The organism is Halococcus saccharolyticus DSM 5350 (assembly GCF_000336915.1).
Lineage (GTDB): Archaea > Halobacteriota > Halobacteria > Halobacteriales > Halococcaceae > Halococcus > Halococcus saccharolyticus.
In genome coordinates this window covers 1-25,988 of sequence record NZ_AOMD01000034.1, presented here as the reverse complement: position 1 = coordinate 25,988, position 25,988 = coordinate 1, and the positions used below count along the sequence as shown (strand labels likewise).

23 protein-coding genes and 1 pseudogene are annotated in these 25,988 nt (G+C 64.8%); 14 read left to right on the top strand and 10 right to left on the bottom strand.

Annotated elements, in window-relative coordinates; translation table 11 throughout:
- Window positions 1-84: 84 nt before the first annotated feature.
- Together argS and C449_RS16875 are read right to left on the bottom strand one after the other, a co-directional pair.
- On the bottom strand, window positions 85-1,830 hold the full coding sequence (gene argS, locus C449_RS16880) for an arginine--tRNA ligase (protein ID WP_006079265.1): 1,746 nt from the start codon (window positions 1,828-1,830) through the stop codon (window positions 85-87).
- 149 nt (window positions 1,831-1,979) lie between these two features.
- Entirely contained in the window at window positions 1,980-2,624 is a 645-nt protein-coding gene (locus C449_RS16875; protein WP_152415761.1) for a MaoC family dehydratase, read from the bottom strand.
- Between the two features lie 269 nt (window positions 2,625-2,893).
- On the opposite strand from C449_RS16875, the gene C449_RS16870 reads away from it, so the two are divergent.
- Both C449_RS16870 and ribB read left to right on the top strand, forming a co-directional pair.
- A complete protein-coding gene (locus C449_RS16870) occupies window positions 2,894-3,598 on the top strand; it encodes a DUF120 domain-containing protein (RefSeq protein ID WP_006079263.1) in 705 nt (234 codons plus the stop codon).
- The gene (gene ribB, locus C449_RS16865) at window positions 3,595-4,284 is read left to right on the top strand and encodes a 3,4-dihydroxy-2-butanone-4-phosphate synthase (RefSeq protein WP_006079262.1); all 690 of its coding nucleotides are present in this window, start codon (window positions 3,595-3,597) and stop codon (window positions 4,282-4,284) included. Before C449_RS16870 ends, ribB begins: the two co-directional genes overlap by 4 nt.
- On the opposite strand, the gene arcD is transcribed toward ribB, so the two are convergent.
- Window positions 4,281-5,723, bottom strand: coding sequence for an arginine/ornithine antiporter ArcD (gene arcD / locus C449_RS16860; protein ID WP_006079261.1), 1,443 nt, complete (start codon window positions 5,721-5,723; stop codon window positions 4,281-4,283). The genes ribB and arcD overlap by 4 nt on opposite strands.
- Before the next feature lie 138 nt (window positions 5,724-5,861).
- Between arcD and C449_RS16855 the strand changes: the two genes are divergently transcribed.
- Window positions 5,862-6,794: a branched-chain amino acid transaminase gene (locus C449_RS16855; protein WP_006079260.1), complete on the top strand. Its 933-nt coding sequence runs from the start codon at window positions 5,862-5,864 to the stop codon at window positions 6,792-6,794.
- 345 nt (window positions 6,795-7,139) lie between these two features.
- Here the strand turns inward: C449_RS16855 and C449_RS16850 are convergent, their stop codons facing one another.
- The 3 genes from C449_RS16850 to pyrE form a co-directional block, all read right to left on the bottom strand.
- The gene (locus C449_RS16850) at window positions 7,140-7,397 is read right to left on the bottom strand and encodes a glutathione S-transferase N-terminal domain-containing protein (RefSeq protein ID WP_006079259.1); all 258 of its coding nucleotides are present in this window, start codon (window positions 7,395-7,397) and stop codon (window positions 7,140-7,142) included.
- A 68-nt stretch (window positions 7,398-7,465) separates the two neighbouring features.
- The gene (locus C449_RS16845; RefSeq protein WP_006079258.1) at window positions 7,466-8,914 is read right to left on the bottom strand and encodes an arylsulfotransferase family protein; all 1,449 of its coding nucleotides are present in this window, start codon (window positions 8,912-8,914) and stop codon (window positions 7,466-7,468) included.
- 49 nt (window positions 8,915-8,963) lie between these two features.
- On the bottom strand, window positions 8,964-9,485 hold the full coding sequence (gene pyrE / locus C449_RS16840) for an orotate phosphoribosyltransferase (protein WP_006079257.1): 522 nt from the start codon (window positions 9,483-9,485) through the stop codon (window positions 8,964-8,966).
- A 109-nt stretch (window positions 9,486-9,594) separates the two neighbouring features.
- Here pyrE and C449_RS16835 point away from each other — a divergent pair, with 109 nt between their 5' ends.
- The 9 genes from C449_RS16835 to C449_RS16800 all read left to right on the top strand — a co-directional run bounded on the left by C449_RS16835 (window position 9,595) and on the right by C449_RS16800 (window position 18,552).
- Window positions 9,595-10,464, top strand: a complete 870-nt coding sequence (locus C449_RS16835; protein WP_152415760.1) for an ArsR/SmtB family transcription factor — start codon at window positions 9,595-9,597, stop codon at window positions 10,462-10,464.
- 196 nt (window positions 10,465-10,660) lie between these two features.
- Entirely contained in the window at window positions 10,661-11,947 is a 1,287-nt protein-coding gene (locus C449_RS16830) for a tryptophan--tRNA ligase (RefSeq protein WP_006079255.1), read from the top strand.
- Window positions 11,948-11,972: 25 nt separating this feature from the next.
- Window positions 11,973-12,533, top strand: a complete 561-nt coding sequence (locus C449_RS16825) for a GNAT family N-acetyltransferase (RefSeq protein ID WP_006079254.1) — start codon at window positions 11,973-11,975, stop codon at window positions 12,531-12,533.
- A 56-nt stretch (window positions 12,534-12,589) separates the two neighbouring features.
- The gene (locus C449_RS16820) at window positions 12,590-13,138 is read left to right on the top strand and encodes a KH domain-containing protein (protein WP_006079253.1); all 549 of its coding nucleotides are present in this window, start codon (window positions 12,590-12,592) and stop codon (window positions 13,136-13,138) included.
- Window positions 13,139-13,284: 146 nt separating this feature from the next.
- On the top strand, window positions 13,285-15,012 hold the full coding sequence (locus tag C449_RS17635; RefSeq protein ID WP_080504955.1) for a pentapeptide repeat-containing protein: 1,728 nt from the start codon (window positions 13,285-13,287) through the stop codon (window positions 15,010-15,012).
- Window positions 15,013-15,238: 226 nt separating this feature from the next.
- Window positions 15,239-15,871 carry a TetR/AcrR family transcriptional regulator gene (locus tag C449_RS16815; protein WP_006079252.1) on the top strand — a complete coding sequence of 211 codons (633 nt, stop codon included), beginning with the start codon at window positions 15,239-15,241 and terminating at the stop codon, window positions 15,869-15,871.
- Window positions 15,872-15,973: 102 nt separating this feature from the next.
- Window positions 15,974-16,444, top strand: a complete 471-nt coding sequence (locus C449_RS16810) for a carotenoid biosynthesis protein (RefSeq protein WP_006079251.1) — start codon at window positions 15,974-15,976, stop codon at window positions 16,442-16,444.
- A 126-nt stretch (window positions 16,445-16,570) separates the two neighbouring features.
- On the top strand, window positions 16,571-17,611 hold the full coding sequence (locus C449_RS16805) for an ATP-binding cassette domain-containing protein (RefSeq protein WP_006079250.1): 1,041 nt from the start codon (window positions 16,571-16,573) through the stop codon (window positions 17,609-17,611).
- The gene (locus C449_RS16800) at window positions 17,608-18,552 is read left to right on the top strand and encodes an ABC transporter permease (RefSeq protein ID WP_006079249.1); all 945 of its coding nucleotides are present in this window, start codon (window positions 17,608-17,610) and stop codon (window positions 18,550-18,552) included. Before C449_RS16805 ends, C449_RS16800 begins: the two co-directional genes overlap by 4 nt.
- An 8-nt stretch (window positions 18,553-18,560) precedes the next feature.
- Here the strand turns inward: C449_RS16800 and C449_RS16795 are convergent, their stop codons facing one another.
- Together C449_RS16795 and C449_RS16790 are read right to left on the bottom strand one after the other, a co-directional pair.
- Window positions 18,561-19,382, bottom strand: a complete 822-nt coding sequence (locus tag C449_RS16795) for an MBL fold metallo-hydrolase (protein WP_006079248.1) — start codon at window positions 19,380-19,382, stop codon at window positions 18,561-18,563.
- Entirely contained in the window at window positions 19,383-20,765 is a 1,383-nt protein-coding gene (locus C449_RS16790; RefSeq protein WP_006079247.1) for an ATP-binding protein, read from the bottom strand. It lies immediately after the preceding gene.
- A gap of 174 nt (window positions 20,766-20,939) precedes the next feature.
- Here C449_RS16790 and C449_RS16785 point away from each other — a divergent pair, with 174 nt between their 5' ends.
- Complete coding sequence (locus C449_RS16785; protein ID WP_006079246.1) at window positions 20,940-22,079, top strand: thiolase family protein; 1,140 nt, start codon at window positions 20,940-20,942, stop codon at window positions 22,077-22,079.
- Between the two features lie 81 nt (window positions 22,080-22,160).
- Window positions 22,161-23,468, top strand: a complete 1,308-nt coding sequence (locus C449_RS16780) for a DUF389 domain-containing protein (RefSeq protein ID WP_006079245.1) — start codon at window positions 22,161-22,163, stop codon at window positions 23,466-23,468.
- Window positions 23,469-23,521: 53 nt separating this feature from the next.
- Here the strand turns inward: C449_RS16780 and C449_RS16775 are convergent, their stop codons facing one another.
- Both C449_RS16775 and C449_RS16770 read right to left on the bottom strand, forming a co-directional pair.
- Window positions 23,522-25,741 carry an amino acid permease gene (locus C449_RS16775; protein WP_006079244.1) on the bottom strand — a complete coding sequence of 740 codons (2,220 nt, stop codon included), beginning with the start codon at window positions 25,739-25,741 and terminating at the stop codon, window positions 23,522-23,524.
- Window positions 25,734-25,988: pseudogene (locus tag C449_RS16770) on the bottom strand (universal stress protein); the annotation flags it as partial. The gene C449_RS16775 and the pseudogene C449_RS16770, both read right to left, overlap by 8 nt.

Below are 25,988 nucleotides of genomic sequence, written 5' to 3'. Positions count from 1 at the left end.
AGAGATCACAGCGGCTCGTCGAGTGTCCAGTAGTTCTCGAATCAAGTGATAGGATCGCTCACGCAGACTCGTTCCCTCGGGAGTTCACATCGATTCGGGTGCAGCCACCCCGAGGAGGCCGAGTGCGTTCGCCATCGTGGTCCTGGCGGCGGCGACGAGGGCGAGCCGCGCCGTGCGGGTCTCGCCCTCGGCGTCGAGTACGGGACACTCGCGGTAGAAAGCGTTGAACCGTTCGGCGAACTCGCGGGTGTAGGTGGCGACGACGTGAGGGGCGAGTTCGTCGGCCGCGCTCTCGACGACTGCCGGGAACCGCGCGATCACGTCGAGCAGCGCGCGCTCTTCGGGCGTCGTGAGCGTGCTCGCGTCCACACCATCGAGAGCTGGAACCCCGTCGGCCTCCGCGAGGATCCCACAGGTCCGGGCGTGGACGTACTGGACGTACGGCGCGGACTGAGCCTCGAAGTCGAGCGCACGGTCCCACTCGAAAGTGATCGCCTTCGTGGGCTGTTTGGAGACGATGTCGTATCGGACCGCACCAAGGCCGACCTGGCGGGCGATCCGCTCGACATCGTTCTCGGTGAGATCGTCGTCGCGGATCCGACTTTCGAGCCGGGATTCGACCTCCTCGCGCGCGCGGTCGATCGACTCGTCGAGCAGGTCGTCGAGATCGACGCCGGTGCCCGCACGGGTACTCATGCCGCCCTCCGGGAGGTTGACCCACGAGTAATACACGGAGCGAAGCTGGTCGGTATCGTTACCGAGCAGGTCGAGCGCCCCCCGGAGCTGTTCGGCCTGGAGCTTGTGGTCCTCGCCGAGCACCGTGACCGCGTGATCGAAGTTGTCGAATTTCCACTCGTGGTGGGCGAGGTCGCGGGTGGTGTAGAGGCTCGTCCCGTCGGATCGGAGGAAGACCAGCTTCTTCTCGAAGTCGGGAAGATCGAGCTGCCACGCGTCCTCTTCGTAGACCGCGTTCTCGGTGTCTTGGAGCCGCTCGATCACGTCGTCGGTCGCGCCGCTGCGCATGAACCGCGTCTCGCGGACGAACTCGTCGTACGTCACGGGCAGTCGTTCGAGCGACGAGCTCATCCCACCGAGCATCGGTTCGACGACCTCGTTCACCCGCTCGAAAGTCGCCTCGTCGCCGTCTTCGAGCCCCTGGAGGATCGATTGGATCTCGTCCTCGGCTACCCTGCGCTCGGCCTCGCTCACCTCTTCGAGGAACTCGTTGCCCTTCCGGTAGTAGCGCACGAGATCGTAGTCCGCACGTGGTCGTTCCGGTTCGGGAAGTTCGTCTTCCTCGAAGGTCTCGTAGGCCCACGTGAACACCGCCATCTGGCGGCCGGCGTCGTTGACGTAGTAATGGCGGGTGACGTCGTAGCCAGCGAAGTCAAGGACGTTCGCGACCGCGTCGCCGATGATGGGGTTGCGCGCCCGGCCAACGTGGACGGGGCCGGTAGGATTCGCGCTAGTGTGTTCGACCACGACCGACTCGTCCTTCGGGTCGAGTCGGCCATAGCCGTTGTCGCCGGCGGCCGCGAGTGTGTCGTCGTAGTACGCCTCGCTGGGGTGGAAGTTGACGTACGGCCCCGCGAGAGAGACCCGATCGAGATACTCGTAGCCCGCGGTGTCGAGCGCGTCGGCGACCTCCTGGGCGACCTGGGGCGGGGGTGCGCCGCGCTCTGCGGCCAGCCGGAAGGCCACACTAGAGGCGAGTGCGGCGTCGACGTTCTCGGGAGGCTCCTCGATACCGAGATCCGTCCCCGGCACGTCGAGCGTCGCGAGCGCCGCGGAGAGCGCGTCGGCGACGTCGTCGCGAAGCGAGAGGAACATACCGAGGCGTTTCTCGGCGGCCGATATAGGAGTGTTGGGTTCGCCCAGGCAGGGTCGCCGCGCGCTCGCGCCGTGTCTACGCACCCCCGGTGCGAAGAACGTCACGAGCGCATCAATAGGTCTTGTTGCGCCCTCGTCGTCGGCGGGTTTCAGTCGTCGGGGAGTTCGTCGATCAGGACCACCGCCTCGCCGTCGATCACTGTCTCGCCCTCGTCGCTCTCGACCGCGGTCGTCAGCCGGTACTGGTCGTCGCCGAGATCTTCGACGATCTCGCACTCGGCGGTCACGGTCTCGCCGATCTCCACCGGGCCGCGGTACTCGACGTTCTGAGAGAGGTAGATGGTGAGTCCGGGAAGGCGGGCGAGTGCGGCGCTGATCAGCCCCGAGACCAGCGTGCCGTGGGCGATCCGGCCGCCGAAACGCGTCGTCGCGGCGAACCCATCGTCGAGATGGAGTCGGTTGGTATCGCCGCTGGCCTGAGCGAACGCGTGGACATCGCCGTCGTGGACCGGCTTCGAAAACCGGACGTAGTCGCCGACGCCGAGCGCCGCACGGCTATCGGCCGACCGCTCGAACGACCAGCCTGCCGTCACGTACGAAAGCTCCGCGATCGGGGCCGTGATCCGCTCGTCCGGCCCGGTCGGGCGTTCGAGACCCAGCCCCGCCATGATCGCTCGGTTGGCCTCGACGTAGCTGTTCAGGACGTGCCGGGAGACATCGGACCACGACTCCATCGCGTCGAGCGACGGTACCCGTTCCGTGGGGTCGTCGTCCGCTCGGTCGTCGTCGACCATCGTCGGGTACTGACGTGGACGGCGCATAACTCTACTGCCGGTGGGATGTCCGGCCGTCGGAACCCATTCACGAGCCTGCGAATCGCCTGCTGTCGAGCGCAACGACTTCACCGATAGCATCGGTCCATGAAGTGCTTGAGCCGACGGGTTTACCCGCCGCCCGTGCCATCGTCCGATCACGTCACGGATTTGGAAGAGGATGCCATCACGATATTGTTACGCGTAACGCGTTCGGTACGCTTATGCGGGACGGGCTTCGAGTTGGAGTTATGTCGACGGCAACCGAGCGCGCAGTCGGGAACGACGAGCGCGCCACGCTGAAGCTGCTGGCGCTCCGCGGCGCACTCGACGGCGAGGTCAAGGTTTCGTGCGCGAACCTCGCAGCCTCTCTCGACGCCTCGAACCAGACCGCCTCCCGCCGGCTCCAGCGACTCGACGACGCCGACCTCCTCACGCGCGAGACTGTGAACGACGGCCAGTGGGTTGCGATCACGCCGTCGGGCGAGCGCGAACTCCGCGAGGCATACGCCGCCTACCGACGCATCTTTGAGGAGGGACTCACGGTCGAACTCGTCGGGAGCGTCACCGGCGGGATGGGCGAGGGTCGCCACTACATCACGCTGCCTGGCTACGCCGAGCAGTTCGAGGAACGACTCGGCTACGAACCGTTCCCCGGGACACTGAACGTCGATCTCACCGACGAGAGCATTCGGTCGCGCACGGCGCTTGCCGGGATCGAGCCGATCGGGATCGACGGCTGGGAGGACGACGACCGCACCTACGGCCCCGCCGTCTGCTATCCGGCGACCGTCGAGGCATCGGACGAGGCCGACGATCGTGCCCACGTCATCGCGCCCGAGCGTACCCACCACGACGACGACCAGCTCGAAGTGATCGCCTCCGACAAGCTCCGCGAGACGCTCGACCTCGACGACGGGGATCGCGTGACCGTCCGAATCGAGGGTGAAACGTGACCTCGCGGACGACCGAACGCGCTGCCGACGCGGGTGACACCGCCGAACCCGCCGACCGCGCGATCGCGGCGTTCGCGCGCGGCGACCCCGTCCTCGTCCACGACGCCGCCGACCGCGAGGGCGAGACCGACCTGATCTACCCTGCCAGCGCAATCACGTCCGACGCGGTCGCCCGGCTCCGCAACGACGCTGGTGGTCTCGTCTGTGTCGCGCTTTCCGATACGGTGGCGAGCGCGTTCGACCTTCCCTTCGCCCGCGAGATCGTCGACCACCCGGCAGCCGACGGCGACGAACTGGCCTACGGCGATCGCTCCTCCTTCTCGCTCACGGTGAACCACCGCGACACGTACACAGGAATCACCGACGACGATCGGGCGCTGACGATCGCCGCACTCGGCCGGGCGGCCGCCGCACCGGACGACACCGACTTCGCCGCGACGTTTCGCGTGCCCGGTCACGTCCACCTCCTCCGCGGTGCACCCGGCCTCCTCGCCGAACGCCGTGGCCACACCGAACTCGCGCTCGCGCTCGCGGCGGCCGCGGACTGTCCGCCCGCGGCCGTGGTCTGTGAGATGCTCGACGATGCGGGCGGTGCGCTCGCGCCGGCGGACGCCGAGGCGTACGCCAAGGAGCACGATCTCGTCTACGTCGAGGGTGCGGCGCTCGTCGATTGGCTCGCCGATTAGTCGTCGGCGGGCGCTGCGGCGTCAGCCCCCGCGGTCGACCGCGTCACGCCGTGGCCTGTGTACGCCATCACGAACAGCGCGAGCGGCGAGAGAAAGCCGAAGAAGTAGTACGGGACGAACGCCCACGAGGTCGCGAAGCCGAGCACGCCCGCCATGTACACCGCGCCGGCGTGCCACGGGAAGAGTGGCCCCGAAGGCGTGCCGGCAGCCTCAACCGCACGTGAGAGGTCGGTCGTCGGGAGGTCGTACTCGTCGTAGAGGCTCCGGAGACTCATCCCGGGCACGACGATGCTCATGTACTGCTGGGCCGAGAACGCGTTCGTCGCCATCGCGGCGACGCCGGTGCCCGCCACGAGCGAGCCTGGCGATCGGATCGCCGCCGCGAGGTGGTGTGCGAGCGTCGCCAAGATTCCCGTGCGTTCGAGCAGGCCACCGAGCGAGAGCGCGGCGACGACGACCGCGATGGTCCACGCCGAGCCGGCGATCCCGCCGGTCGCGAGCAGGCCGTTCACGACTTCACTACCCGTCTCCGGGGCGGTACCGTTCAGGAACACCTCCCACGCACGGGTGAACGACGCGCCCTGGGCGACGGTTGTGGTGAGCGCGCCGGCGAAGACACCCGCGACCAGCGCCGGGAGCGCCGGATAGCCGGCGATCGCGAGTCCGAACGTGACCAGCAGTGGAAGGAAGACGAGCGGGCCGAGGGCGTACGTCGCGGCGAGCGGATCGCTGATCGCGGCGACGTTCGCGCCCGCGCCCGAAACGGCGATCACGCCGAGCGCAGCGTACGCGAGCACCGAGAGGCCGAATGCGACGAGCGTGCCGAGTCGCATCGCGGTGATGTGGTCGTAGAGGTCGGTGTCGGTGACCGCGGCCGCGAGATTCGTCGTATCCGAGAGTGGGCTCTGCTTGTCGCCGGCATACGCCCCGGAGACGATCGCGCCCGCGGTCATCGGTGCGGGGATGCCGAGCCCTTCACCGATCCCGAGGAAGGCCACTCCGAGCGTTCCCACAGTGGTCCACGAGGAGCCGACCGCGAAGGCCACGATCGCGGCGAGGACCGCTGCGACAGGGAGAAAGACCGTCGGCGAGAGCAGGCCAAGCCCGTAGTACATCAGTCCTGGAATCGTCCCGGCGCTCGTCCACGTCGCGATGAGCCCGTAGATCACGAACAGGATCAGGATCGCTTGCAGCCCCATCCGGAGGCCGCTCGCGGCGGCGTCGTAGACGCCCTCCCAGTCGTAGCCCAGGCGATATCTGGCGAACAGCCCGGTGAACGCGATGGCCCAGAGCAGCGGTCCGTGCGGCGCGAGGCCGAGATAGCCCGACCCGATCCCGAGGGCGAGGACGACCGCGGCGACCGGCACGAGCGCCTCGGCGAGACTCGGCCGCCGCGACGGCTCGATCTCCCCGTACTCGAGCGGTGCGAAATCACTCATCGATACCCAGTAATTCTCCGAGGTAATTAAGACACTCGATTAAATTATTGTAGGGAATTTTTGGTGCGTCGTGGACCGGCAAGCGTTGCCCGAACCGTCACTCGTGGTTTTAAGATGTGGCCGATCGATCCTTCGGGTATGAGCGGCTTCGACGACATGGATGTCGACACGATCTGGATGGACGGCGAGTTCGTCGACTGGGACGACGCCCAGATCCACGTGCTGACCCACGGGCTCCACTACGGCTCGGGCGTGTTCGAGGGCGTCCGGTGTTACGACACCGAGCAAGGGCCGGCGATCTTCCGGTGGGACGAGCACCTCGATCGGTTCTACGACTCCGCGAAGCCATACGACATGGACATCGAGTTCTCCCGAGAGGAGCTCACCGACGCCACCCACGAACTCATCGAGCGCCAGAACCTCCAGTCGTGTTACATCCGTCCGATCGCGTTCTACGGGTACAACACGCTCGGCGTGAGTCCCCAGGACTGCCCCACTCGGGTCGCGATCGCGTGCTGGCCGTGGGGCACGTATCTCGGCGAGGATGCGCTCGAAAACGGCGTCGACGTGATGGTGTCCTCCTGGCGCAAACACGCCTCCAGCCAGATCCCGACGAACGCGAAGACCACGGGTTTGTACGTCAATTCGATGCTCGCCGGCGAGGAAGCCCGACGGAACGGCTACGTCGAGGCGATCGTGCTGAACAAGGAAGGCAACGTCGCCGAAGGTCCCGGCGAGAACCTCTTTCTGGTTCGTGACGACGCGATCTACACGCCCGGTCTCGCCGAGTCGATCCTCGATGGTATCACCCGCCAGACCGTGATCGAGCTCGCCGAGGAGGCGGGCTACGAGGTCCACGAGGAGTCGGCGATCAGCCGCGGCGAGCTCTACACCGCCGACGAGCTGTTCTTCACCGGCTCGGCGGCCGAGGTCACCCCGATCAAGACCGTCGACGACGTCACGATCGGCGCTGGCGAACGCGGCCCCATCACCGAGGAGCTCCAGTCGCGCTTCTTCGAGGTGGTCGAGCGCCGGACCGACGACCACGACGAGTGGTTCACCTATATCTAGAACCCACCTTTTTACTTCGTCGAGTGTCCTCGCGCTCGCTCCGCTCGTGCTGCGGGCACCACTCTCTGCTCACGGGCGCGAAGCGCCCGTTCGCACGGTACGAGGGACGCGAAGCGTCCCTCGCTACTCGCAAAAATCTGGACCAAAAACACCCGCTCGTTCGCTCCCTGCGGTCGCTCACTCGCGGTACGATCGCCGATCCCTCCGCAACTGTTCCGCCACCGTCCAGCACTACTGAAGCCCTCGCTCGTTTCACTCGCTCACCCTTCATCCACCAGGACCACACCGCAGCCGGGTCGCTATCGACGGTGCGAAAGCGAACAGTGAAAATCGGAAACGGACGGTCTACGCCGCGCTCTGGCCGTAGGTCTCGTCGAGATACGCCACGATGTCATCGGATTCGGACATCCCATCGACGCCGTGTTCGTGATCGACGAGGACGGGCACGCCGGTCTGCCCGCTGACTTCTTCGACTTCGGTGCGTTCGCTGTGAGAGCTCGGCACCATGTGCGAGTCGTATTCGAGATCGAGATCGGCGAGCTTGTCCTTCACCTTCGCACAGTACGGACAGCCTTCCAGCTCGTAGAGTTCGAGGTTCGACATCACCAGTCAGTAGGCAGCGTGGATTCAAGAGGCCTCCGGTGGTGTGCATCTCTCTCGCCCAGCCACAGTCACCGTGACAGCCGTGATCGGGCGCGACCGGCCGCGCGGCGGATGCGCTCACGGTGGTAGAGTCCCTCGCCGAACGCCCACGGGAACGCGACGAGCGCCGCGCCGAGAAGGGCAGCGAACGCCCAGCTCGACAGCCACACCGGCCGGAAAAAGGGCGTGATGTGGGTGTAGCGCTCGGCAGCGGACTCGACCATCGACCCGACCGGGGTCCCCGCAGCCACCGACGCGACCCACGTCGAGAACTGGCCGTCGTCGGGCCGCGCCTCCCCGGCACCGCCCGAGACTTCGTAGCTCCCGGTGGCGTTCAGGTCGGTCATCGTGGGGCCGTTCGACCCACCGATCGAGGCGTTCGTTGCGTTCGAACTGTTCGTGCCGTTCGCTCCGGCCGCCCCAGCCGCACTGAGACGCTCTGCGTCGTACGGTGCCCACGGCGCGTAGTACTCCCAAACCACCTCACCCGTCGGCGTGACCTCGACCACGCGATGGTTGAGCGTGTCCGTGACGAGGGTGTTGCCGTTGGGCAGTCGATCGGCGTCGCGCGGCCAGTTGAACCCGCCCGACAGCTCCCACGCCCGTTCCCACTCTCTCTCGTTCCCCGAATCGTTGGTCCGCACGTACTCCACGATCCGGTCGTTCTCCGAGTCGGCCACGAGAATCGTCGGGGTACCGTTCTCGCTTTCGAGGTAGTCGGGGTTGTGCTGCTCGAACAGCGTTCCCAACTGGCCGTCCCGCCCAAGTCGCATCGTGATGTTCCCGGTCAAGCGGTCGATCACGATCGCCTGGTCGAAGTTCCGCGGCGAAGCGAGGTACTTCCCGTCACCGATCTTGTCGACGTCGTTGACGTGTGACCAGTCTGCCGAGAAACCGCCATCGGTCGCGTTCGGGAAGTGGTTCTTGAAGTACCACTCCCAGACGATCTCGTCGCTCCCCCGATCGTAGACGAACAGTCGATCGTTGCTCACGCCAGTGCTCCCGTTGTACTCGCGCATGTTGGCGACGAGGAGCTGATCGCCGTTGATCAGGTCGACGTCGTGGGTGTCCTCGGCGTCGAAGCGCTCAGTCCAGACCCGTTTTTGAGTATGGGGGTCGAGTTCGAACACCACCGTCTCGTTCGGTACCGTCGACGTCACCAGCAGGTTGCCGTTGGAAAGCGGATCGACGTCGTAGAACCACCGCGCGTTCCGCTTCGAGCCGTCGTAGACCCACTCGGTTGTGGCGCGCGGCCCGGCCGAAGCCAGCCGTGCCGGCTTCTTCGCGTTACCGACGCCCCGAAAGTGAAAGCCCTGGACGCTGACGATCGTCGATCCGTTCGCGGGCTGCTCGACCGCTCCGGAACCTAGCGATGGCGGCTCGTAGGCGACCGCCGAAACGGCCGCGACGACCACGAGTGACCCCACCACGAGCCCGAGAACGCCGCGAACGAGCCAGCGCCGTGGCGGGAGGTCCATGTTTCGAGACACCGTCCGGCGGTTGAAGCGTTTGTGATCCTCCGGACGATCAGGCGTCGTCGAGCAGCGCGGAGGCGGTCACGAGCGATGTGAGTTCGACGTCCTCCTCAGCGAGTGTCTCACGTGCGCCCTCCTCGCGGTCGACGACCACGAGCACCCGATCGACGCTCGCGCCGGCTTCTCGGAGTGCGCGGACGGCCGACAGCGCGCTTTTCCCGGTGGTAGCGATGTCTTCGAGCACGACCACCCCTTCCCCCTCGGCCAGCTCGCCCTCGATCCGGTTCCCGGTGCCGTACTCCTTCGCTTCCTTCCGCACGATCACGTACGGTGTGTCGGTCTCGACGCTCGTCGCGGCGACCAACGGGACGGCCCCGAGCGCGACGCCCGCGAGTTTCGACTCGTCGAGTCGCTCGGCGAACGCCGCGGCGATCGTCGAGAGGCAGTGTGGGTCGGTCTCGAAGCGGTACTTGTCGACGTAGTACTCGCTCGTCCCGCCGTGAGAGAGTTCGAACTCGCCGAACTCGACGGCATCGGCCGCCCGAAGCGCATCGATGAGGTCCTGATCGGTCATTGTCCACCGGTTGGACGGCCCCGATATAAGCGGCGTGGAGCGTCGAGGGACGAATCGCCCGCGACGGATGGACGACAGCGTTTTGTCACGCCGCGGTCCACCCGGACTCATGAGCGAATCCCCCGTCGAGGAGGAAGTGCCGCCGGCGAAGGCGTTCGCCGCCCTCGCCGATCCGGTCCGCGTCGCGGTGCTCGAAGCGCTCTGGGCGGCCGACGATCACACCGCGACGTTCTCGGAGCTCCGGACGGCAGTCGGGGTCGCCGACTCCGGCCGGTTCAACTACCACCTCTCGAAGCTGCGGGATCGGTTCGTGACGAAAGACGACGACGGGTACCGACTGCGTCTCGCCGGCTCCCGCGTCGTCGGGGCGCTCCTCTCGGGGGCGTACACCCAGACCGGCTCAGTCGAGTCGATGCCGATGGATCAGGCGTGTCCGCTCTGCGACGGCGCGATGACCTTCCACTACGAGGACGAACGGGTGGAGATGGCCTGTGCGGACTGTGACACCGTCTCCATCCAGATCGACGTTCCACCCGGGGTGTTCGCGGGCTACGACCACGAGCAACTCCCTGAAGTGACCGAACGGTACGCACGAACCACTGTTCGGCAGGCCAACGAAGGGTTCTGCACGACGTGCGAAGGACAGATTCGCCGACGGGTCGCGGTCGAGACACCATCCCAGGACGCCACCGACCGGCCCCGGATCCCGCTGGTCGAGTACGAGTGTGAACGGTGCGGGGAGTCAATCACGGCCGATCTCGGCACCACGTTTCTCGATCATCCCGACGTGGTCGCCTTCCACCGCGGCCACGACATCGACGTGCGCGAGGTCCCACTCTGGCGGTTCGTCGCGGTCGATGGGGACTCCACCGACATCCGTTCGGAAGACCCGCTTCAGGTGAGCGTCGTCTACACCGCCGGCGACGACCGACTGACACTCACCGTCGACGACGCGCTCTCGGTGCTCGCCGTCGAGTGACCGAAAGGGCTTTTCTGACCGACGGCGTGACTGCGGACGATGATCGCTGTCCGCTGGCGCTGGCGTGTCCCTTCGCCAGCGGACAGTCCAGCCCGCTCCCCTGCGGTGGCCTAACCCCGCAGGCTGCGGCCTGGTGCTCCCTCCGTTCGCCGCCTTCTGCCGCACCGCTACTGACTATCCAGAGCACCAGGACACGATGGACGACACCAACGCGAATACGACGGATCGAACAGCGCGACGAACCGACGACACCGATGTGGCCGACACCGACGAAGTCGGTACCAGCGGAGACGACACCGACGAACCCGAGAACAGCGTGACGCCGGATGGGGTCGTCGGCGAGGTCGACTACGGAAAGCTTCTCGATCGGTTCGGTGCTGACGCGCTGACCGACGATCAGGTGAAGCGATTTCCGCAACCGTTGCACCCGCTGCTCCGACGCGGGATCTACTACGCCGGCCGCGATGTCGACCGGCTTCTCGGTGCGATCGAGAGCGACGAACGGCTGTCGATCGTCACGGGTGTCGGCCCGTCGGGACCGATGCACGTCGGCCACGCGGTCACTTTCTACTTCGCAAAGTGGCTCCAGGCCGAAACCGGCGCGACCGTCTACGTCCCGCTCTCAGACGACGAGAAGTATCTCAGCCGGGACCAGAGTCTCGCGGAGACTCGCGAGTACACCCGCGAGAACCTGCGCGATCTCGTCGCGGTGGGATTCGATCCCGAGCGGACGCGGTTCGTGATCGACACCGCCGACGCCGATGTCGTGTATCCGCTCGCGACCGCGCTCGCCGAACGGATCACACCCGCGGCGCGCGACGCGGTGTACGGCGAGCCCGCGAACGTCGGGATGGGGTTCTACCCGGCGGTCCAGGCGACGCACCTCGTGCTGCCGCAGTTCGTCGAGGGCCCGCACGCCACCACCGTACCGATCGCAGTCGATCAGGACCCCCACGTCCGGCTCGCGCGCGACGTCGCCGCGAAGGAGCGCTTCCCGGTCGAGAAGCCTGGCGCGCTGCTCTCGAAGTTTTTGCCCGGGTTGGAAGGACCGGGAAAGATGAGCTCCTCGGACGACACACCGACCATCCACCTCACGGACGATCGCGAGACGGTCCACGAGAAGCTCGGTCAGGCGTACTCCGGCGGGCGGACGGACAGGGAAGCCCACCGCGAGCACGGCGGCGAGCCCGAGGTGGACGTGGCCTATCAGCTTCTCAGAGTGTTCTTCGAGCCAGACGACGACGCGATTGAACGACTCGCGCGCGAGTACCGGGCTGGAGAGTTGCTGAGCGGCGAACTCAAGGCTCACGCCGCCGACCGTATCGCGGACTTCCTCGACGCCCATCAGGCCAGGCGACCGAGCGACGCCGACCTCGACGACGTGCTCGCACCCTACCGACTGACCGCTACAGAACGTGAGCGTGCGCTCACCGCGGCCGGGCTCGGAAGCGGCGTGACGACGGTTGATCCCGGGAAAGGCTGAAGCGCAAACGTCTCGAGAGGCGAACATGGCCGGCGTCACGGTCCGCCAGTCGACACCCGTGGACGTGGCCGGGATCCAGCGAGTCGCGCGCCGCGGCTGGGCGGCCGCCTACGGCGACTTTCTCGCCGAAGGAACCATCGACCGCGCGATGGACGAGTGGTACGCGAGCGAAAGGGTTCGCGAACAGATCACCCGCGGGGACGTCGCTCACTTCGTCGCGTGTGAGACGGGCGACGTCTCGGGTAGCGTGAGCGGGGAGCGGACCGACCCACGAGCCGTCGAGGAGCAGGTCGTCGGCTACGTCGGCGGCGGGATCCCCGACACGAACGAGCGCGAACGCGGCGCAGTCTGGACGTTCTACGTCGATCCCGACTGGTGGGGCGAGGGGATCGGAACGCGACTGTTCGAGCGCGAACTCGACGCACTTCGAGAGCGAGGAGCGTCCCGCGTCACGGTCCGGGTGCTCGCGGCGAACACGGTCGGACGATCGTTCTACGAGTCTCAGGGATTCGAGGTCGCCGAAACGGGCGAGGACGATCTCTTCGGCGAAACGCGGGCGGCGGTTACGTACGCACGCGACATCTGACGCAGAGGTGCGGACGCGTGCGAAGCGTTCAAATCGCGCGGCTCCGTAGCGGACGCATGCAACACGTGAAGATTCCGCAGGACCGTATCGGCGTGTTGATCGGCGAGGGCGGTGCGACAATGCGCGAGATCGAAGAGCGCGCAGAGGTCCGTCTCGATATCGATTCCGAAACCGGCGCGGTCGCGATCGAGTCGGTCGGTGACCCCATGCTGGGGCTGAAAGGCCCCGAGATCGTCGAAGCGATCGGCCGCGGGTTCGCACCGGAGGACGCGCTGGCGCTGCTCGACGACGAGATGATGATGCTCGAACTCGTCGATGTCGACGCCGCAACCAGGAACAAGAACGACCTCGAACGCAAGAAAGGGCGACTGATCGGCGAGAACGGCCGGACCCGCGAGCTGATGGCCGAGCTCACCGGGGCGGAAGTCGTGATCTACGGCACGACGGTCGGTGCGATCGGAGCGCCCCAGCAGGTCGAGGTCGTGCGGAGCGCGGTCGAGATGCTGCTCGATGGCGCGCCACACGGCGCGGTCTACTCGTTCCTCGAACGCAAGCACAACGAGCTCAAGCAGCCCGGCATGGAGTACCACCAGTTCACAGGTTGAATACGAATACAATTCTTGCCATAAATCGTCTGAATAGAATAAGAGCCCGTACAACCCAGCACGTACCCAAATTGTGATATATTCTATATAAACAGCCATCGATAAATAGAAGTGGTCACTGACCTCGCTGATAAGACAGACGCGGTATGGGGAAAAATAAGCAGTGCACCTTTAACACAGAAGTCAGAGAGAGGTGGGGAGACATCGAGGACGAAACTTGGAGATGCCCGCACCCATCCCACCAACAGAACGAACTCTGCATATTCCACCTTCCGCCTAAAAATAAGAGCGAGCAGCTGGTTGCCGAGAGATTAGTTAAGTTAGTAAATAGTGACACTAATTCTGCCGACTACTATCAAAACAATAGGCGGAAAAAGCAATTCATCGAGTCCAAGTTTGGGACTCTTGATCTGACCTATACCACGTTATCTCCACAAGATAACTATCCCATAGATTTCCGTGGCTCCGAATTTGGGTCTATAGATATGTCCAACTCATCAGTGATGAACGAGATGAATTTTTGCGATACCGTTGTGAATGGGCAAACCATGATATGGCCTGGAGATTTCAAAGGCGAGACTATATTCGCGCGTGCTACTTTCCATGGTCAAGTTGCTCTTGTGGGTTCTACGTTTGAAGACGAACTTTGGTTCACGGACGCCACCTTCTATGGGAACAATAATTTGCTTTCGGGCCTTAACGCTAGTAACGCCCGTGTAGCGTGGTTCGGGAGAACATCATTTTTTGGACCCATAGAATTTGAAAATAGCGATTTTTCCACCATCACATTTGGTGGTGCGCAGTTTAGGGAGCCTGTCTCATTTGATCAATGTTCATTTGACTCAGCAAGTTTCAACGGCGCTTATTTTTATGATGATGTTTCTTTTGATGAAATAGAAAGTAACAACGGCCTGGATTTCACTGAACCCCTCGAAAACGAACCAGTTAATAGTTTCATGGAAACATATCGGGAAGATGATGATCCGCCAGGAACCATCTTTGAGCACGTGTGTACCTTAGAAAATGCCTATATCGGAGGCGAACTCAACATATCTTCCGCCGACTTTCGCAAAGGAGCCTCCTTTGACGGGCTTGAGATTGAAGGTGCGGTCAGTATAGAGGATGCAAACATATCATCTGAATTTTCTATAGACTCAGCCAGCATAGAAGGAGAGGCCGAACTAGGCGGAAACCAATACCCTCAACAGGCATCAATGAAATGTTCAGACATTCACCATTTGTCAATACAGGCGGTGGGTGAAAACCAGGAATATGTGACTGAATTTGATCTGAGTCAATCAGCGGTCTCAGCGGGTACCCTCAATTGCTCTAATCTGGTTTTTGATCTGGAAAAATCAACTGTTGGTGACGTAAAACTAGAGCCTCACGGAACAGAGGATCTATTATCACATTATCGATTCTTGAAAACTTCTTTCGAAGGTTTTGATTTTGCTGCATATAAGCGAAAGCTGAGCGAAGCGAATTGGGATATAGTATCTGTTTCAAGTTTTAGCGAGCAGCAAATACCACATTCAGAGTATGAAGAGACCTTTCTTAAGGCGAAAAATGCAGCGTACCAAGCAGGCGATATAGAGTCAGGATCAGAGTTTCACTATCGAGAGATCTACCATCGGGGTAGTGTCTACTGGGAAAACAAGGAAGGAATATCAGATTTGTTTAATTTTATATCTAACCGATTGTATCTATTGACATGCGGTTACGGTGAAAGACCATATCGAGTTCTGATCCTATTTGCCTTGGTGGTTGGGACTGTTCTATCGATTTCTGAGATTCCGTTATCGTCGATCGTGTATGTACTACCCTTTTTCAGCGCTCTCTTTGTGTTTACTTTGACTAGGACGCTGGGTGGGTAAGTAGGATGGTTTGTTACATAGGTGTATAGATGAGAAAGTGTCGTACAAAAGGATATCCTCTAAAACGAACTCCCGCGTAATCGACCTTCGGAGCGCCAGTTCCTCATATTTGGCAAGTACCTCCAATTCACTGGGGTGATCGGCGACCATCGACCGTCGCCACGAGCGACACGGAGCCATAGCAATCCTCTTACTCACGGATCGACGAGTTTCGATAGGACGACCCATGGCCGAACCGGACGCCCCCGACCGCCCTGCCCCTCCGCCCGAGACCTATGAAGCCATCATGCAGGCGACCTACCGTGCGTTCTGCAAACACGGATACGCCGACCTGACGACCCGCGAGATCGCCGAGGAGTTCGCAAAGAGCCGATCACTCCTCCATTATCACTACGACACCAAACAGGAGCTCATCGTCGCGCTGCTGGATTACTTGCTCGAATCCCATCCGGCGAAGGCAGCGACCGACGAGATCGCAGACCCGGACGAGCGCTTGGAGCTGTTCATCGACCGAGGGCTGTTCGGTCCCCAAGAGGCAGCCTTCGACTTCTGGGACTTCCACACCGCGCTGCTCGAACTCCGGTTGCATGCCCACCGCAACGACGCCTACCGCGAGCAACTCGACCGCACCATCGGCCTCATCACCGACCTCCTCGCCGAGACGATCCGGGAGGGGATCGAGAAGGGTCGTTTCCACGATGTCGATCCGGAGGAAACGGCTCAGTTCCTCTACGACGCCATCGACGCCGCCCGCATCCGGAAGATCACGCTCGGCCACGACGACGCGCCGCGGCGAACCAAGCACGCGATCGAGACGTTCGTCCTCCCGACGCTCCGAGCGTCGGACGACGATCGGTGAGACGGACGGCGCGGCCCAGCTGACGGCACCCGAGAGATGACGTTCGTCGACGGAGCGGTGGTGAATCGTGTGACATTTTCCGACCCAGGAAAACGGTCACGTATGCCCAGTAGTCGTCGTTTCGCGACGATCACCGTCGCGGTCAGTCTCGGTGCGCTCGCACATGCGCTCCTCACCTGGCCACGGCGCGCGACGGTCGCCTTGTTCGTCGGGGGAGCTCTCGTGGCGTTCGTCGCCGAGGCAGTCGTCATCAACGTCGGCTGGCTCGAACACCACATCGGGCCGAAAGTCGCCGGCGTGCCGCTCTACGTCCTCTTCGGGTGGACGGGTGCGGTCTACGTCGCGTTCCGGATCGCACTACTCGTGACCGACGGCTGGACGGCGGTCGTGGCTGCTGGCGTGCTCGCCACGGCGTACGATGTCCTCACCGACCACCGCGGGGTCGCCGAGGGCCACTGGACGTACACCGACGATCTGCCGGGTCCGCGCCATCGGGGCGTACCGTGGTGGAACTTCGCCGGTTGGTTCGTCATCAGCGTTGTCACCACAACGCTCGCCGTACCGTTCCTGTAAGTGAGAAATTCCAATGAGAGAGCAGTGCCCGAGCCGGACGACCGAACAACGCTACTCGACCGTGCGTGACCACTGGCTGTCCAAGCGGTCAGTGTGCTTAAGCCCGTCCGGACCGAGAGGGAGACAATGAGAGCGATCAACGCCGAGGAGGTGACACTGACGTACGCCGACGGCACCGAGGCCGTTCGAGGGATCGATCTCGACGTTTCCGAGGGGGAGTTCTTCGGCTTTCTCGGGCCGAACGGCGCGGGCAAGACCACCGCGATCAAGACGTTCACGACGCTGTTGCGGCCGACGTCGGGAACGGTCGCGGTCAACGGGTTCGACGTCGCGAGCGAGCCGCGGGCCGTCCGCGAGTCGATCGGCTACATGGCCCAGGAGACCAGCGTCGACGAGGAACTCACGGCACGCGAGAACATCCGTTTCGCCTGTGAGGCCTACGGGGTGCCGAAGGCCGAGCGAGGCGATCGGATCGACGAACTCCTCGATCTCGTAGATCTCGCCGAGGCTGCCGACAAGGTGGCCGAAGGATTCTCCGGCGGGATGAAAAAGCGTCTCGACGCTGCGATGGCGCTGGTCCACCAGCCACCGCTCGTGTTCCTCGACGAGCCGACGACGGGGCTCGACCCCAAAGCCAGAAACCGGCTCTGGGAGTACTTCCGCCGGATCAACGAGGAGGGAACGACGATCTTCCTGACTACCCAGTATCTGGAGGAGGCCGATCAGCTCTGTGAGCGGATCGCGGTCATCCTCGACGGTGAGATCGTCGCCACCGGTTCGCCGGCGGAGCTGAAACGGCAGGTCGGCGGCGAGATCCTCGACATCGACCTCGACGGCGGCGAGAACGCTCACGAGCGCGCGGCCGGGGTCGCCGCCGACTCCGATCTCTTCGAGAGCGAGGCGACGATCGAGACAACCGACGAGGGAATCAGCGTCACCTCGCGGCGCGCCCGCCAGACGGGCACCGATCTGCTCGTCGCACTCCGCGACGAGGGTCTCACGGTAACGGGGTTCAACATCCGCGCACCCACCCTCGACGACGTGTTCCTCGCGATCACCGGCGAGTCGGTCGACGAGGAGGACGAGAGCGGCGCAACCGACGGGGTCGACGAGGCGAGCGCTGCCGAAGCGGGCCCCGCGGCCGCCGGCGGAGAGGCGAACCGATGAGCCCGCCAGTCGACGAGAAATCAGAGCGGGCCACGACGGACGGCGGAACCGCCGAAGCGGCGGCCGGAACCGAAGCCGAGGCCGAGACGACCGCGATACGACGATCGAGCAACTCGTTTCTCGGCGACGCGTGGGTCAACTTCAAGCGCTGGAACATCAAGGCCGTCCGCAACCCGTTCGTGCTCGTGGTCTCGCTGGCCCAGCCGATCATCTTCCTCGTGCTGTTCACCCAGGTGTTCGGCCAGATCGCGACCGGCGCGATCAATCAGGGCGGTGGCCTCGGCACGATCTCCTACGAGACCTATCTCGTGCCGGCGATCGTGATTCAGGTCTCGCTCGCGGCCGCGATCACCTCCGGAATCGGACTCGTGAACGACATCGAGGAGGGGATGTTCGAGAAGGTGCTCGTCACGCCGATGAACCGCACCGCGGTCTTCGTAGGGAAGACCGCCGCCGAGGTACTCCGGATCGCCGCCCAGATCGCCATCATCCTCGGGTTGGGGGTGCTGCTCGGTGCGGAGATCGCCACCGGGATCGTCGGCGCGCTCGGCATCATCGCGGTCGGGATCCTGTTCTCGCTGTGGTTCGTCTCGCTCTCCAATAGTCTCGCGGTCCTCACGAAAGATCAGGAGTCGACCATCATCGCGATGAACTTGCTCCAGTTCCCGCTGCTCTTTCTCTCCTCGGCGTTCCTCCCGCTCGAAGCACTGCCGGAATGGATTCAGACGTTCGCGCGGTACAACCCGATCACCTACGGTGTGGACGCCGCCCGCACGCTGATGCTCGATGTGGACGTGATGACAGTGCTCGACGTCACGGCCTTCTCGGGCATCTGGAACGCGCTCGTGCCGGCGCTCGCCGTGCTCGCCGGGCTCGATCTCGTGCTCGGCGCGATCGCGGTGTACCTCCTGAGCCAGGCATCGAGTTCGTCGGCACAGTAATACCGAACTTAGAGCCGGTATCGCTCGCCGTCGACCGCGAGCGGATCATCGAACGCCTCGTCGGCCGAGAAGAAATGCGAGACGTGAACCAGACGCGTCGTCGCCGCGCCGAGTTCGTCGGCCAGCGCGAGCGCGCCCTCGCGAGTCATATGTTTGGTGCCGAACGTCCGCGGCACCCCCTCGGAATCGTGGTGATCGCCGCCGAGCGGGTGGTGTTCGCAGAACGACGCCGGGGCGATCGCGTCCGCGATCAGGAGGTCGGGGTCGGCGAGGCGTTCGCGGGACGCGTCGGGGATCGCGTAGTTCGTATCGCCGGTGATGGAGAGCTTCGCACCCGTCTCGCACTCGATCACGGCGCCGTAGCACACGAGCGGCGGGTGGTCGACCGGCACGAGCGTCACGTCGAACCCACACAGCTCGAACGGTTCGAGCGGTTCCTGCCCCGTGATCGAGAGGGCATCGAGGTAGTCGTACTTTCGCCGGACGGTGTCGGCCACGCTCTCGCCGGTCTCGGGATCGGTCTCGTTCGCGGCCGCGACCGGGAGGTCGCGAACCAGCCGAAAAGCGTTGCCCAACCCGTCGAGATGGTCGAAGTGGATGTGGGTGATGATCGCAGCGTCGAGGAGGGCGACATCGCGGGCGAGAAACTGGGTGCGGAAGTCGGGGCTGAGGTCGACAAGCAGCGATTCGTCGGTGCGTTCGTTCCGGACGTGAACGGAAAACCGAGTGCGCTCGACACCCCTCTCACGGGCGGCCGTACAGGTGTCACAGTCACAGCCCACAGTCGGAGTCCCGGTCGTGTCGCCGGTGCCGAGCAGCGTGACCTCCATTCAGTGTTCGTGGGTGTGGCCGTCGGCGTCGTGATCGTGGCTGTGGTCGGTGGTGTCGGTGTCGCTGCCACCATCGGCGCTGATGTCGCCGCCCGCGACGAGGGCGTCGTGGTCGCCCTCGATCATGTCGAGATCTTTCAGGCTGTCGCGCTCCTCGAAGTCCCGGACCGCCTCCATGAGATCGTCCTGGGTCAGCGTGGTGCGTTCTTCAGTGAGCGCGTCGAGCACCGCCTCCCGAAGCACCAGTCGAAGGTCGCTACCGGTCAGGCCCTCGGTGTCGGCGGCGAGTTCGAGGGGGTCGAAGTCCGCGATGTCCATCTCCTGGGTGACGACCTGGAGGATGTCCGCGCGCATCTCGACGTCGGGCTTCGGGAAGTTCACGATCTCGTCGAACCGCCGCCACGCCGCCGCGTCGAGCTGGTCGGGGTGGTTGGTCGCGCCGATCAGAAGCACGTCGTCCTCGATCAGGCTGACCTCGTCGATCGACTTGAGCAGGGTGTTGACTGCGCGCTTCAGCGCGGCGTGCTCGTCCGAATTGCGGGTCTTTGCCACGAAGTCGAACTCGTCCATGAACAGGATACACGGCGAGAGCCGTTTGGCGATCTCGAAGGTCTTCTCGACGTTTTTGGCCGTTTCGCCGAGATACTGGCTGGTGACCATCGAGAGCTTGACCTCCACGAACGGGAGATCGAGTTCGTGGGCGAGCGCCCGTGCGGTCGTGGTCTTGCCGGTGCCTGGCGGCCCCACGAGCAGTAGCTTCCCGATCTCGCGCAGGCCGATCCCCGCGAGGTACTCGCGGTGTTCGATCGCCTTCATGATCTTCACGATCTCGTTCTCCTGATCGGCCGTGAGCACGAGGTCGTCGAGCGTCATGTCGACCTCCTCTGGCGCGCGCACGTCGACGAGATCGAGCATCTCCTCGTCTTCCTCGTCGTCGAAGTACTCTTCGAGGAGGCTGTCGATCCAGACCCGGTCGGCGCGCATCGGGCGGTTCGCCTCGCGTGACTGTTCGTAGTCGACTTCGGGGACGTTCTCGCGCTCCTCGAAGACGGCTGCGAGCGTCGGGTTCGTGGCGAGTCGATCGGCGTCGATCCGGTCGACGAACCACTCCTCGGCCATGTCGGGCTCCGAAAGCGAGAGCGTCTCGGCGAAGTCGTCGCGATCGGTGAACATCAGCCCCGACACCGCGGCCCACGGATCGTCGACGCCGGTGGCAGCCGCCGTCTGCTCCTCGCTCGTTGCGAGCGGGCGCTCGATTCCGCCATCGGCGAAGAAGACGGTGCGATAGCGCGGCGGGAGGTCCTCGGCGTCGCGTTCGCGGTGCTCGTTGTAGGCGCGTGTCGTGAGCAGGAATTCGACGACGTCCAGTTCCGGGCTGCTCATTCCCTGTTCGATACGCCGTCCGGCGGGATAAGACCGTCGAACTCCCGCTCAGCGTGGGTCGTTTCCCAATAGTTGCCAGGGGTCTCGGCAGTATTCGCCGGACTGTCGCGTGAACCCGAGTCAAACGACGCGGGGTTTGCGTGCGTTTAACATTGAGGACCACGACGAACCGGTATGGCCGACACCACGCCGGTCGTCGCGGCGGCGTACCGCACCGCACAGGGCAAGGAAGACGGCGTCTTCGCCGACATCAGGAGCGAGGACCTCTCGATCCCGCTGATCAACGAGATTCTCGCCGACACCGGGATCGGGAGCGAGGACGTGGACGACCTGATGTGGGGCTGTGCCCAGCAGCGCGACGAGCAGGGCAGCAACCTCGCGCGGGTGATCGCGCTGCTCTCGGATCTGGGCGAGTCCGTGCCCGCGACCACGATCAACCGCTGGTGTGCCTCCTCGGCACAGGCCATGATCTCCGCTTCCGACGCGATCCGGGCGGGCCAGCGCGACGCGATCATCGCGGGCGGGGTCGAGAGCATGAGCCGGGTGAAACAGGGCGGGAACCGCGAGACCATCCATCCTCGGCTGGCCGAAGAGTACAACATCGCCGCGCTGGCGATGGGAATGACCGCCGAAGCGGTCGCCGAACGCTACGACGTCAGTCGGGAAGCCCAGGACGAGTACGCCGCCCGCTCCCAGCAGCGTGCGGTCGAAGCCACCGAGGAGGGTCGCTTCGACGACGAGATCGTCCCGATCGACACCGGTGAGGAGACCATCGACACCGACGAGGGGCTCCGACCGGGCACGACGCCCGAGGTGCTCGCCGATCTTCCCACCGTGTTCAAATCGGAGGGGACGGTAACGCCGGGCAACGCCTCCCAGATTTCGGACGGGGCGTCCGCGACCCTCATCACGAGTCGCGCGTTCGCGGAGGATCACGGCCTCGACGTGCTCGCCGAGGTCGGCGGGAACAACGTCGCCGGTGTCGACCCCGAGGTGATGGGAATCGGCCCCGTGCCCGCCACCGAGGGCCTGCTCGAACGCACGGGCGGATCGATCGACGACTTCGATCTCGTGGAGCTCAACGAGGCGTTCGCCTCCCAGACACTCTACTGTCAGCGCGAGCTCGGGATCGACGACGAGATATTCAACGTGAACGGCGGCGCGATCGCGATCGGCCACCCACTCGGCGCGAGCGGCGCACGCCTGCCCGTGACGCTGCTCCACGAGATGCAAAAACGCGACGCCGACCACGGCCTCGCCACCGAGTGTGTCGGCTTCGGCCAGGGTGCGGCGATCGAGTTCTTCCGGCCGTAATCACCGACGACGTCCCTCCGTCGATCGTTTCGTGGTCGTGCCGATCGGAAGGTTGATTTCACTCGGTTTCGAGGGGCGAGCGTGCGGCAGATACGGACCCGCGTCCCGAGCGATTCCCGGGAGGCGGTCACGACGGCGCTGACCGACGCCGACATCGAATACTTAGTGTCCGAGGAAGCGAGCGGCCGCGACGCGGTGATCGTCGAGATTCCGGTTCCCGGCGGCGGGGTCGACCCGATCCTCGAACTGCTCTACGATGCGGGCCTCGACGAGAACGCCTACACCGTCATCAGCGAGGTCGAGACCGCGGGCGCGACCACCCAGGCCGTGGCGGACCTAGAGGACCGGTACGTCGCGGGGCCGAAAGGCGAGTCGGGCGTCTCGTACCCCGAGATCAAGGAGCGCGCCGAGAACCTCGAACCGGGACGCGCGACCTACATCGCGTTTGCGGCGCTCGCGGCGATCGTCGCGGTCGCAGGCCTCCTACTCGATTCGGCGATCATCATCGTGGGTGCGATGGTGATCGCCCCCTTCGCCGGATCGTCGCTGTCGGCCGCGGTCGGTGCGGTCATCGACGATCGTGGGATGGTCGTCGACAGCGTGGGTACTCAACTCGTGGGGCTCGTCGTCGCGTACGTCGGCGCGGTGGCGATGAGCCTCGTGCTGCGGGAGACGTTCTTCGTGCCGGCGGCGCTCGCGATCACCCGGGTTCAGCAGGTCGGTGCGTTTCTGACCCCGAGCCTGCTCGCGGTCGTGGTCGCGCTCGCGGCGGGCGCAGCGGGTGCGCTCGCGCTCGCGACCGACCTCCCGGTGTCGATCGCCGGGGTTGCGGTCGCGGCCGCGATCGTCCCCTCGGCGGCAACCGCGGGCATCGGCACCGTCTGGAACGAACCCCTCGTGGTGGCCGGCGCACTCGTCCTCCTGTTCATGAACGTGGTGTTCATCAACGTGAGCGCGTACGTCGCGCTGGTCGCGCTCGGCTACCGTGATTCGGTGACCAGAAGCGTCCGCGAGAACCTCACGATTTCGGTCCGGACGGGTGCGTACGCGCTGGTCGTTCTCGGATTCGTCGTCAGCGTGATCGTCGTGAGCGCGGCGACTGCGAGCTACGTCGGATTCGAGGGTGCGGCCAACCGCGAAGTCCAGACCACCATCGACGAACCGGTGTACGACGATCTCGAACTCGTCGGCGTCAGCTCGAGTTACAGCGCCCGCGAACTGTTCGGCGGTGACGTGTCGGTCACGGTGACGCTGAGTCGCACCACCGGCAGCGAGTATCCGACGCTGGCACAAACCCTTCAGGAACGCATCAGTGCGGCGACCGACCGGCCGGTCACGGTGCAACTGCGCTTTCTCGATTACGAGCCAGCGGTGGAACCGACTGGCTGATCACGAACCGGTGCCGACACGGGTGAGAGGAACGAGTCATGAGCGACAGTCGATCAGCCCAGCAGTCGATCGAGCAGGCCGCGTTCGCGGGTCCTCTCGGCGAGCAGCACCGAACACTCGACCTCGTTGACGACGTCGAGCACGAGTGAACCACGGACCAGGCGCGAGAGCAACCCGCGCTCGGTTGCACCCACGATCAACATCGAGGCGTCGGCGGCGGCGCGCGCGATCGCCGCCTCGACGTCGCCGGTCTCGACGATGAGTTCGGCGTCGCTCAGACCGTGTTCGTCGGCCCACTCCGCGAGGAACGCTTCGCCCTCGGCACGATCGTCGGCGACGTGGAGGAGTGCGATCTCAGCATCGTGTTCGGCCTGGAGCAGCGTCGCGATCCGGGCGCTGAGTGCCGAGTCGGGGCCGCCAGCGGTGGGGACCACGATCCGCGAGGGATCGAACCCACGGTTCCTGAGAACGAGGAAATCACAGGGAAGCGAGCTCGCGAGTTCGTCGATCGCGCTCTCGGCACGTCCGGGCGCGCCGTGGGAATCCTCGCCCCAGCCCATCACGACCGTATCGGCGCTGTAGGTGCGCGCGGCGTCGAAGATCTCCTCGAACGAGCGGTGGCTGAGCACGGTGTGGGTCTCGATCGGTACTCCGAACGTCTCGGCATCGGCCTCCGCACTGTCGAGGAGGTCGGCGGAGCCGTCGAGCTCGTCGACGTGTTCGGCCCCGGAGGCGAGCGAGGTCTGGTCCGGCACTTGCACGATGTGGACCGCGACCACTCGCCCGCCGCGACGCTTCGCGACCGTGCTCGCGAGCGCGATCAGGTCGGTCTGGTTTTCGGGGTTCGCGAGCGGCACCATCACCCGGAAGTCGCCGCCGTCGGGCTGGACCGTGGTGGCCGCCGAGATCGCGCGGTCCGGGAGCTCCTCCGAGCGACTGAGGACGTACTGACCGAGCACGCCCTGTTTCGTCGCCCGTGTCCGCGCGTAGAGGACGTACCACAGCGCCGCGCCGACGACGAACGCGAACGAGAGCAGGACGACGAACGGTTCGATGAACCCGATGAGCGCGAAGGAGATGAGCGCGCCGAGCACCGGCGTGATCGGGTAGAAGGGAACTCGATAATCGGGCTCGTAATCCGCGGGATCGGCCTCGCGCATCACGATCAGCGCGACGTTCAGGAGGCCGTAGATCACGAGGTGGAGCGTGCTGCCGGCGGTCGCGAGGGTCTCGACGTCGCCGAAGACGATGAACAGCACGATGAACGCACCCGTGACCGCGATCGAGCGGTACGGCGTGGCGAAGCGGTCGTGGATCTCGTTGAGCGACGCGCTCACGATCCCGTCGCGGCCCATCGCGAAGTTGATACGCGAGGAGGCGAGGATCGAGGCGTTCGCCGAGGAGGCGGTGGCGAGCAGCCCCGCAAAGAGAAGGACGCCCGCGCCGACCGGCCCGAGCAGGAAGCGGGCGACGTCGACCACCGCGGTCTCGTTGTTCGCGACGACCGGGGTCTCGACGACCGCGAGCAGCACGACCAGGACGAGGGCGTAGATCGCGGTCACGATCACGACGCTCCCGATCACCGCCCGCGGCAGGTTCTTCCCGGGATCCTTGATCTCTTCGGCGACCGAAGTGATCTGGACGAACCCCAGATACGAGACGAATATCAGTCCGGTCGTCGGCAGCAGCGGCGTGTACCCGAACGGTGCGATCGGCCGGAGCGTCGAGAGATCGGCGTTCAGCGCGCCGGCGGCGGTGAACACCGTGAGAATCGCCACGAGCGTGACCACGATCACGTTCTGGAGCCGGCCGGTCTCCTTCGCGCCGACGTAGTTCACCCCGACGAACAGGATCGCGCCGACGAGCGCGATCACTTTCGCTGGTCCGAGCGCGATCACGCCGAGATCGATCCCCGGAACCGTGAGGAACTCGCCGACGTACTGGCCGAAGCCGAACATGTAGAAGGCCGAGGCAAAGGCGAGCCCCATCCAGTTCGCCCAGCCCGCGATCGAGCCGAACAGCGGCCCGAGCGCGTGGTTGACGTAGTAGTACGCTCCGCCGGCTTTCGGCATCGCGGTGCCGAGTTCGGCGGCCGAGAGGGCAGTGAGGAGCGCGATCGCACCGCCGAGCACGAACGCGACCGCCACCAGCGGGCCGGCCTCGGCGACTGCGGGGCCGGGGAGGACGAAGATCCCCGCGCCGATCATGGTGCCGACGCCGATGGTCAGTGCTGCGAGCGGGCCGAGGTCCTTCGCGAGCTCCTCGTCAGCCACCGCCGCCTCCGTCCTCGGCCGCGCTGTCGGTCGCGTCGGCATCGATCGCGCCCGCGTCGCCGTCGGCTACGTGATCGGGCAGCACGACGACCGGCCGCTCGCTCTCGCTGATCAGCGCGTTCGCCGTGTCGCCCGAGAGGAGTTTGAGCCAGCGGCTTCCCTCGCGAGGAGTGAACGCGATCGCGCTCGCGTCCACGTCGTCGGCGACCTTGAAGACGGTCTCGGCCACGTCGGTGCCGTACTCCAG

Bases quoted from the DNA above. Each gene is read 5' to 3' on its own strand.
- C449_RS16820 (WP_006079253.1), top strand. From the start codon at position 12,590: ATGCAACACGTGAAGATTCCGCAGGACCGTATCGGCGTGTTGATCGGC.
- C449_RS16790 (WP_006079247.1), bottom strand. From the start codon at position 20,765: ATGAGCAGCCCGGAACTGGACGTCGTCGAATTCCTGCTCACGACACGC.
- C449_RS16805 (WP_006079250.1), top strand. From the start codon at position 16,571: ATGAGAGCGATCAACGCCGAGGAGGTGACACTGACGTACGCCGACGGC.
- arcD (WP_006079261.1), bottom strand. From the start codon at position 5,723: ATGAGTGATTTCGCACCGCTCGAGTACGGGGAGATCGAGCCGTCGCGG.
- C449_RS16795 (WP_006079248.1), bottom strand. From the start codon at position 19,382: ATGGAGGTCACGCTGCTCGGCACCGGCGACACGACCGGGACTCCGACT.
- C449_RS17635 (WP_080504955.1), top strand. From the start codon at position 13,285: ATGGGGAAAAATAAGCAGTGCACCTTTAACACAGAAGTCAGAGAGAGG.
- C449_RS16815 (WP_006079252.1), top strand. From the start codon at position 15,239: ATGGCCGAACCGGACGCCCCCGACCGCCCTGCCCCTCCGCCCGAGACC.
- pyrE (WP_006079257.1), bottom strand. From the start codon at position 9,485: ATGACCGATCAGGACCTCATCGATGCGCTTCGGGCGGCCGATGCCGTC.
- C449_RS16845 (WP_006079258.1), bottom strand. From the start codon at position 8,914: ATGGACCTCCCGCCACGGCGCTGGCTCGTTCGCGGCGTTCTCGGGCTC.
- C449_RS16875 (WP_152415761.1), bottom strand. From the start codon at position 2,624: ATGGTCGACGACGACCGAGCGGACGACGACCCCACGGAACGGGTACCG.
- C449_RS16850 (WP_006079259.1), bottom strand. From the start codon at position 7,397: ATGTCGAACCTCGAACTCTACGAGCTGGAAGGCTGTCCGTACTGTGCG.
- C449_RS16785 (WP_006079246.1), top strand. From the start codon at position 20,940: ATGGCCGACACCACGCCGGTCGTCGCGGCGGCGTACCGCACCGCACAG.
- C449_RS16870 (WP_006079263.1), top strand. From the start codon at position 2,894: ATGTCGACGGCAACCGAGCGCGCAGTCGGGAACGACGAGCGCGCCACG.
- C449_RS16800 (WP_006079249.1), top strand. From the start codon at position 17,608: ATGAGCCCGCCAGTCGACGAGAAATCAGAGCGGGCCACGACGGACGGC.
- C449_RS16855 (WP_006079260.1), top strand. From the start codon at position 5,862: ATGAGCGGCTTCGACGACATGGATGTCGACACGATCTGGATGGACGGC.
- argS (WP_006079265.1), bottom strand. From the start codon at position 1,830: ATGTTCCTCTCGCTTCGCGACGACGTCGCCGACGCGCTCTCCGCGGCG.
- C449_RS16825 (WP_006079254.1), top strand. From the start codon at position 11,973: ATGGCCGGCGTCACGGTCCGCCAGTCGACACCCGTGGACGTGGCCGGG.
- C449_RS16835 (WP_152415760.1), top strand. From the start codon at position 9,595: ATGAGCGAATCCCCCGTCGAGGAGGAAGTGCCGCCGGCGAAGGCGTTC.
- C449_RS16830 (WP_006079255.1), top strand. From the start codon at position 10,661: ATGGACGACACCAACGCGAATACGACGGATCGAACAGCGCGACGAACC.
- C449_RS16810 (WP_006079251.1), top strand. From the start codon at position 15,974: ATGCCCAGTAGTCGTCGTTTCGCGACGATCACCGTCGCGGTCAGTCTC.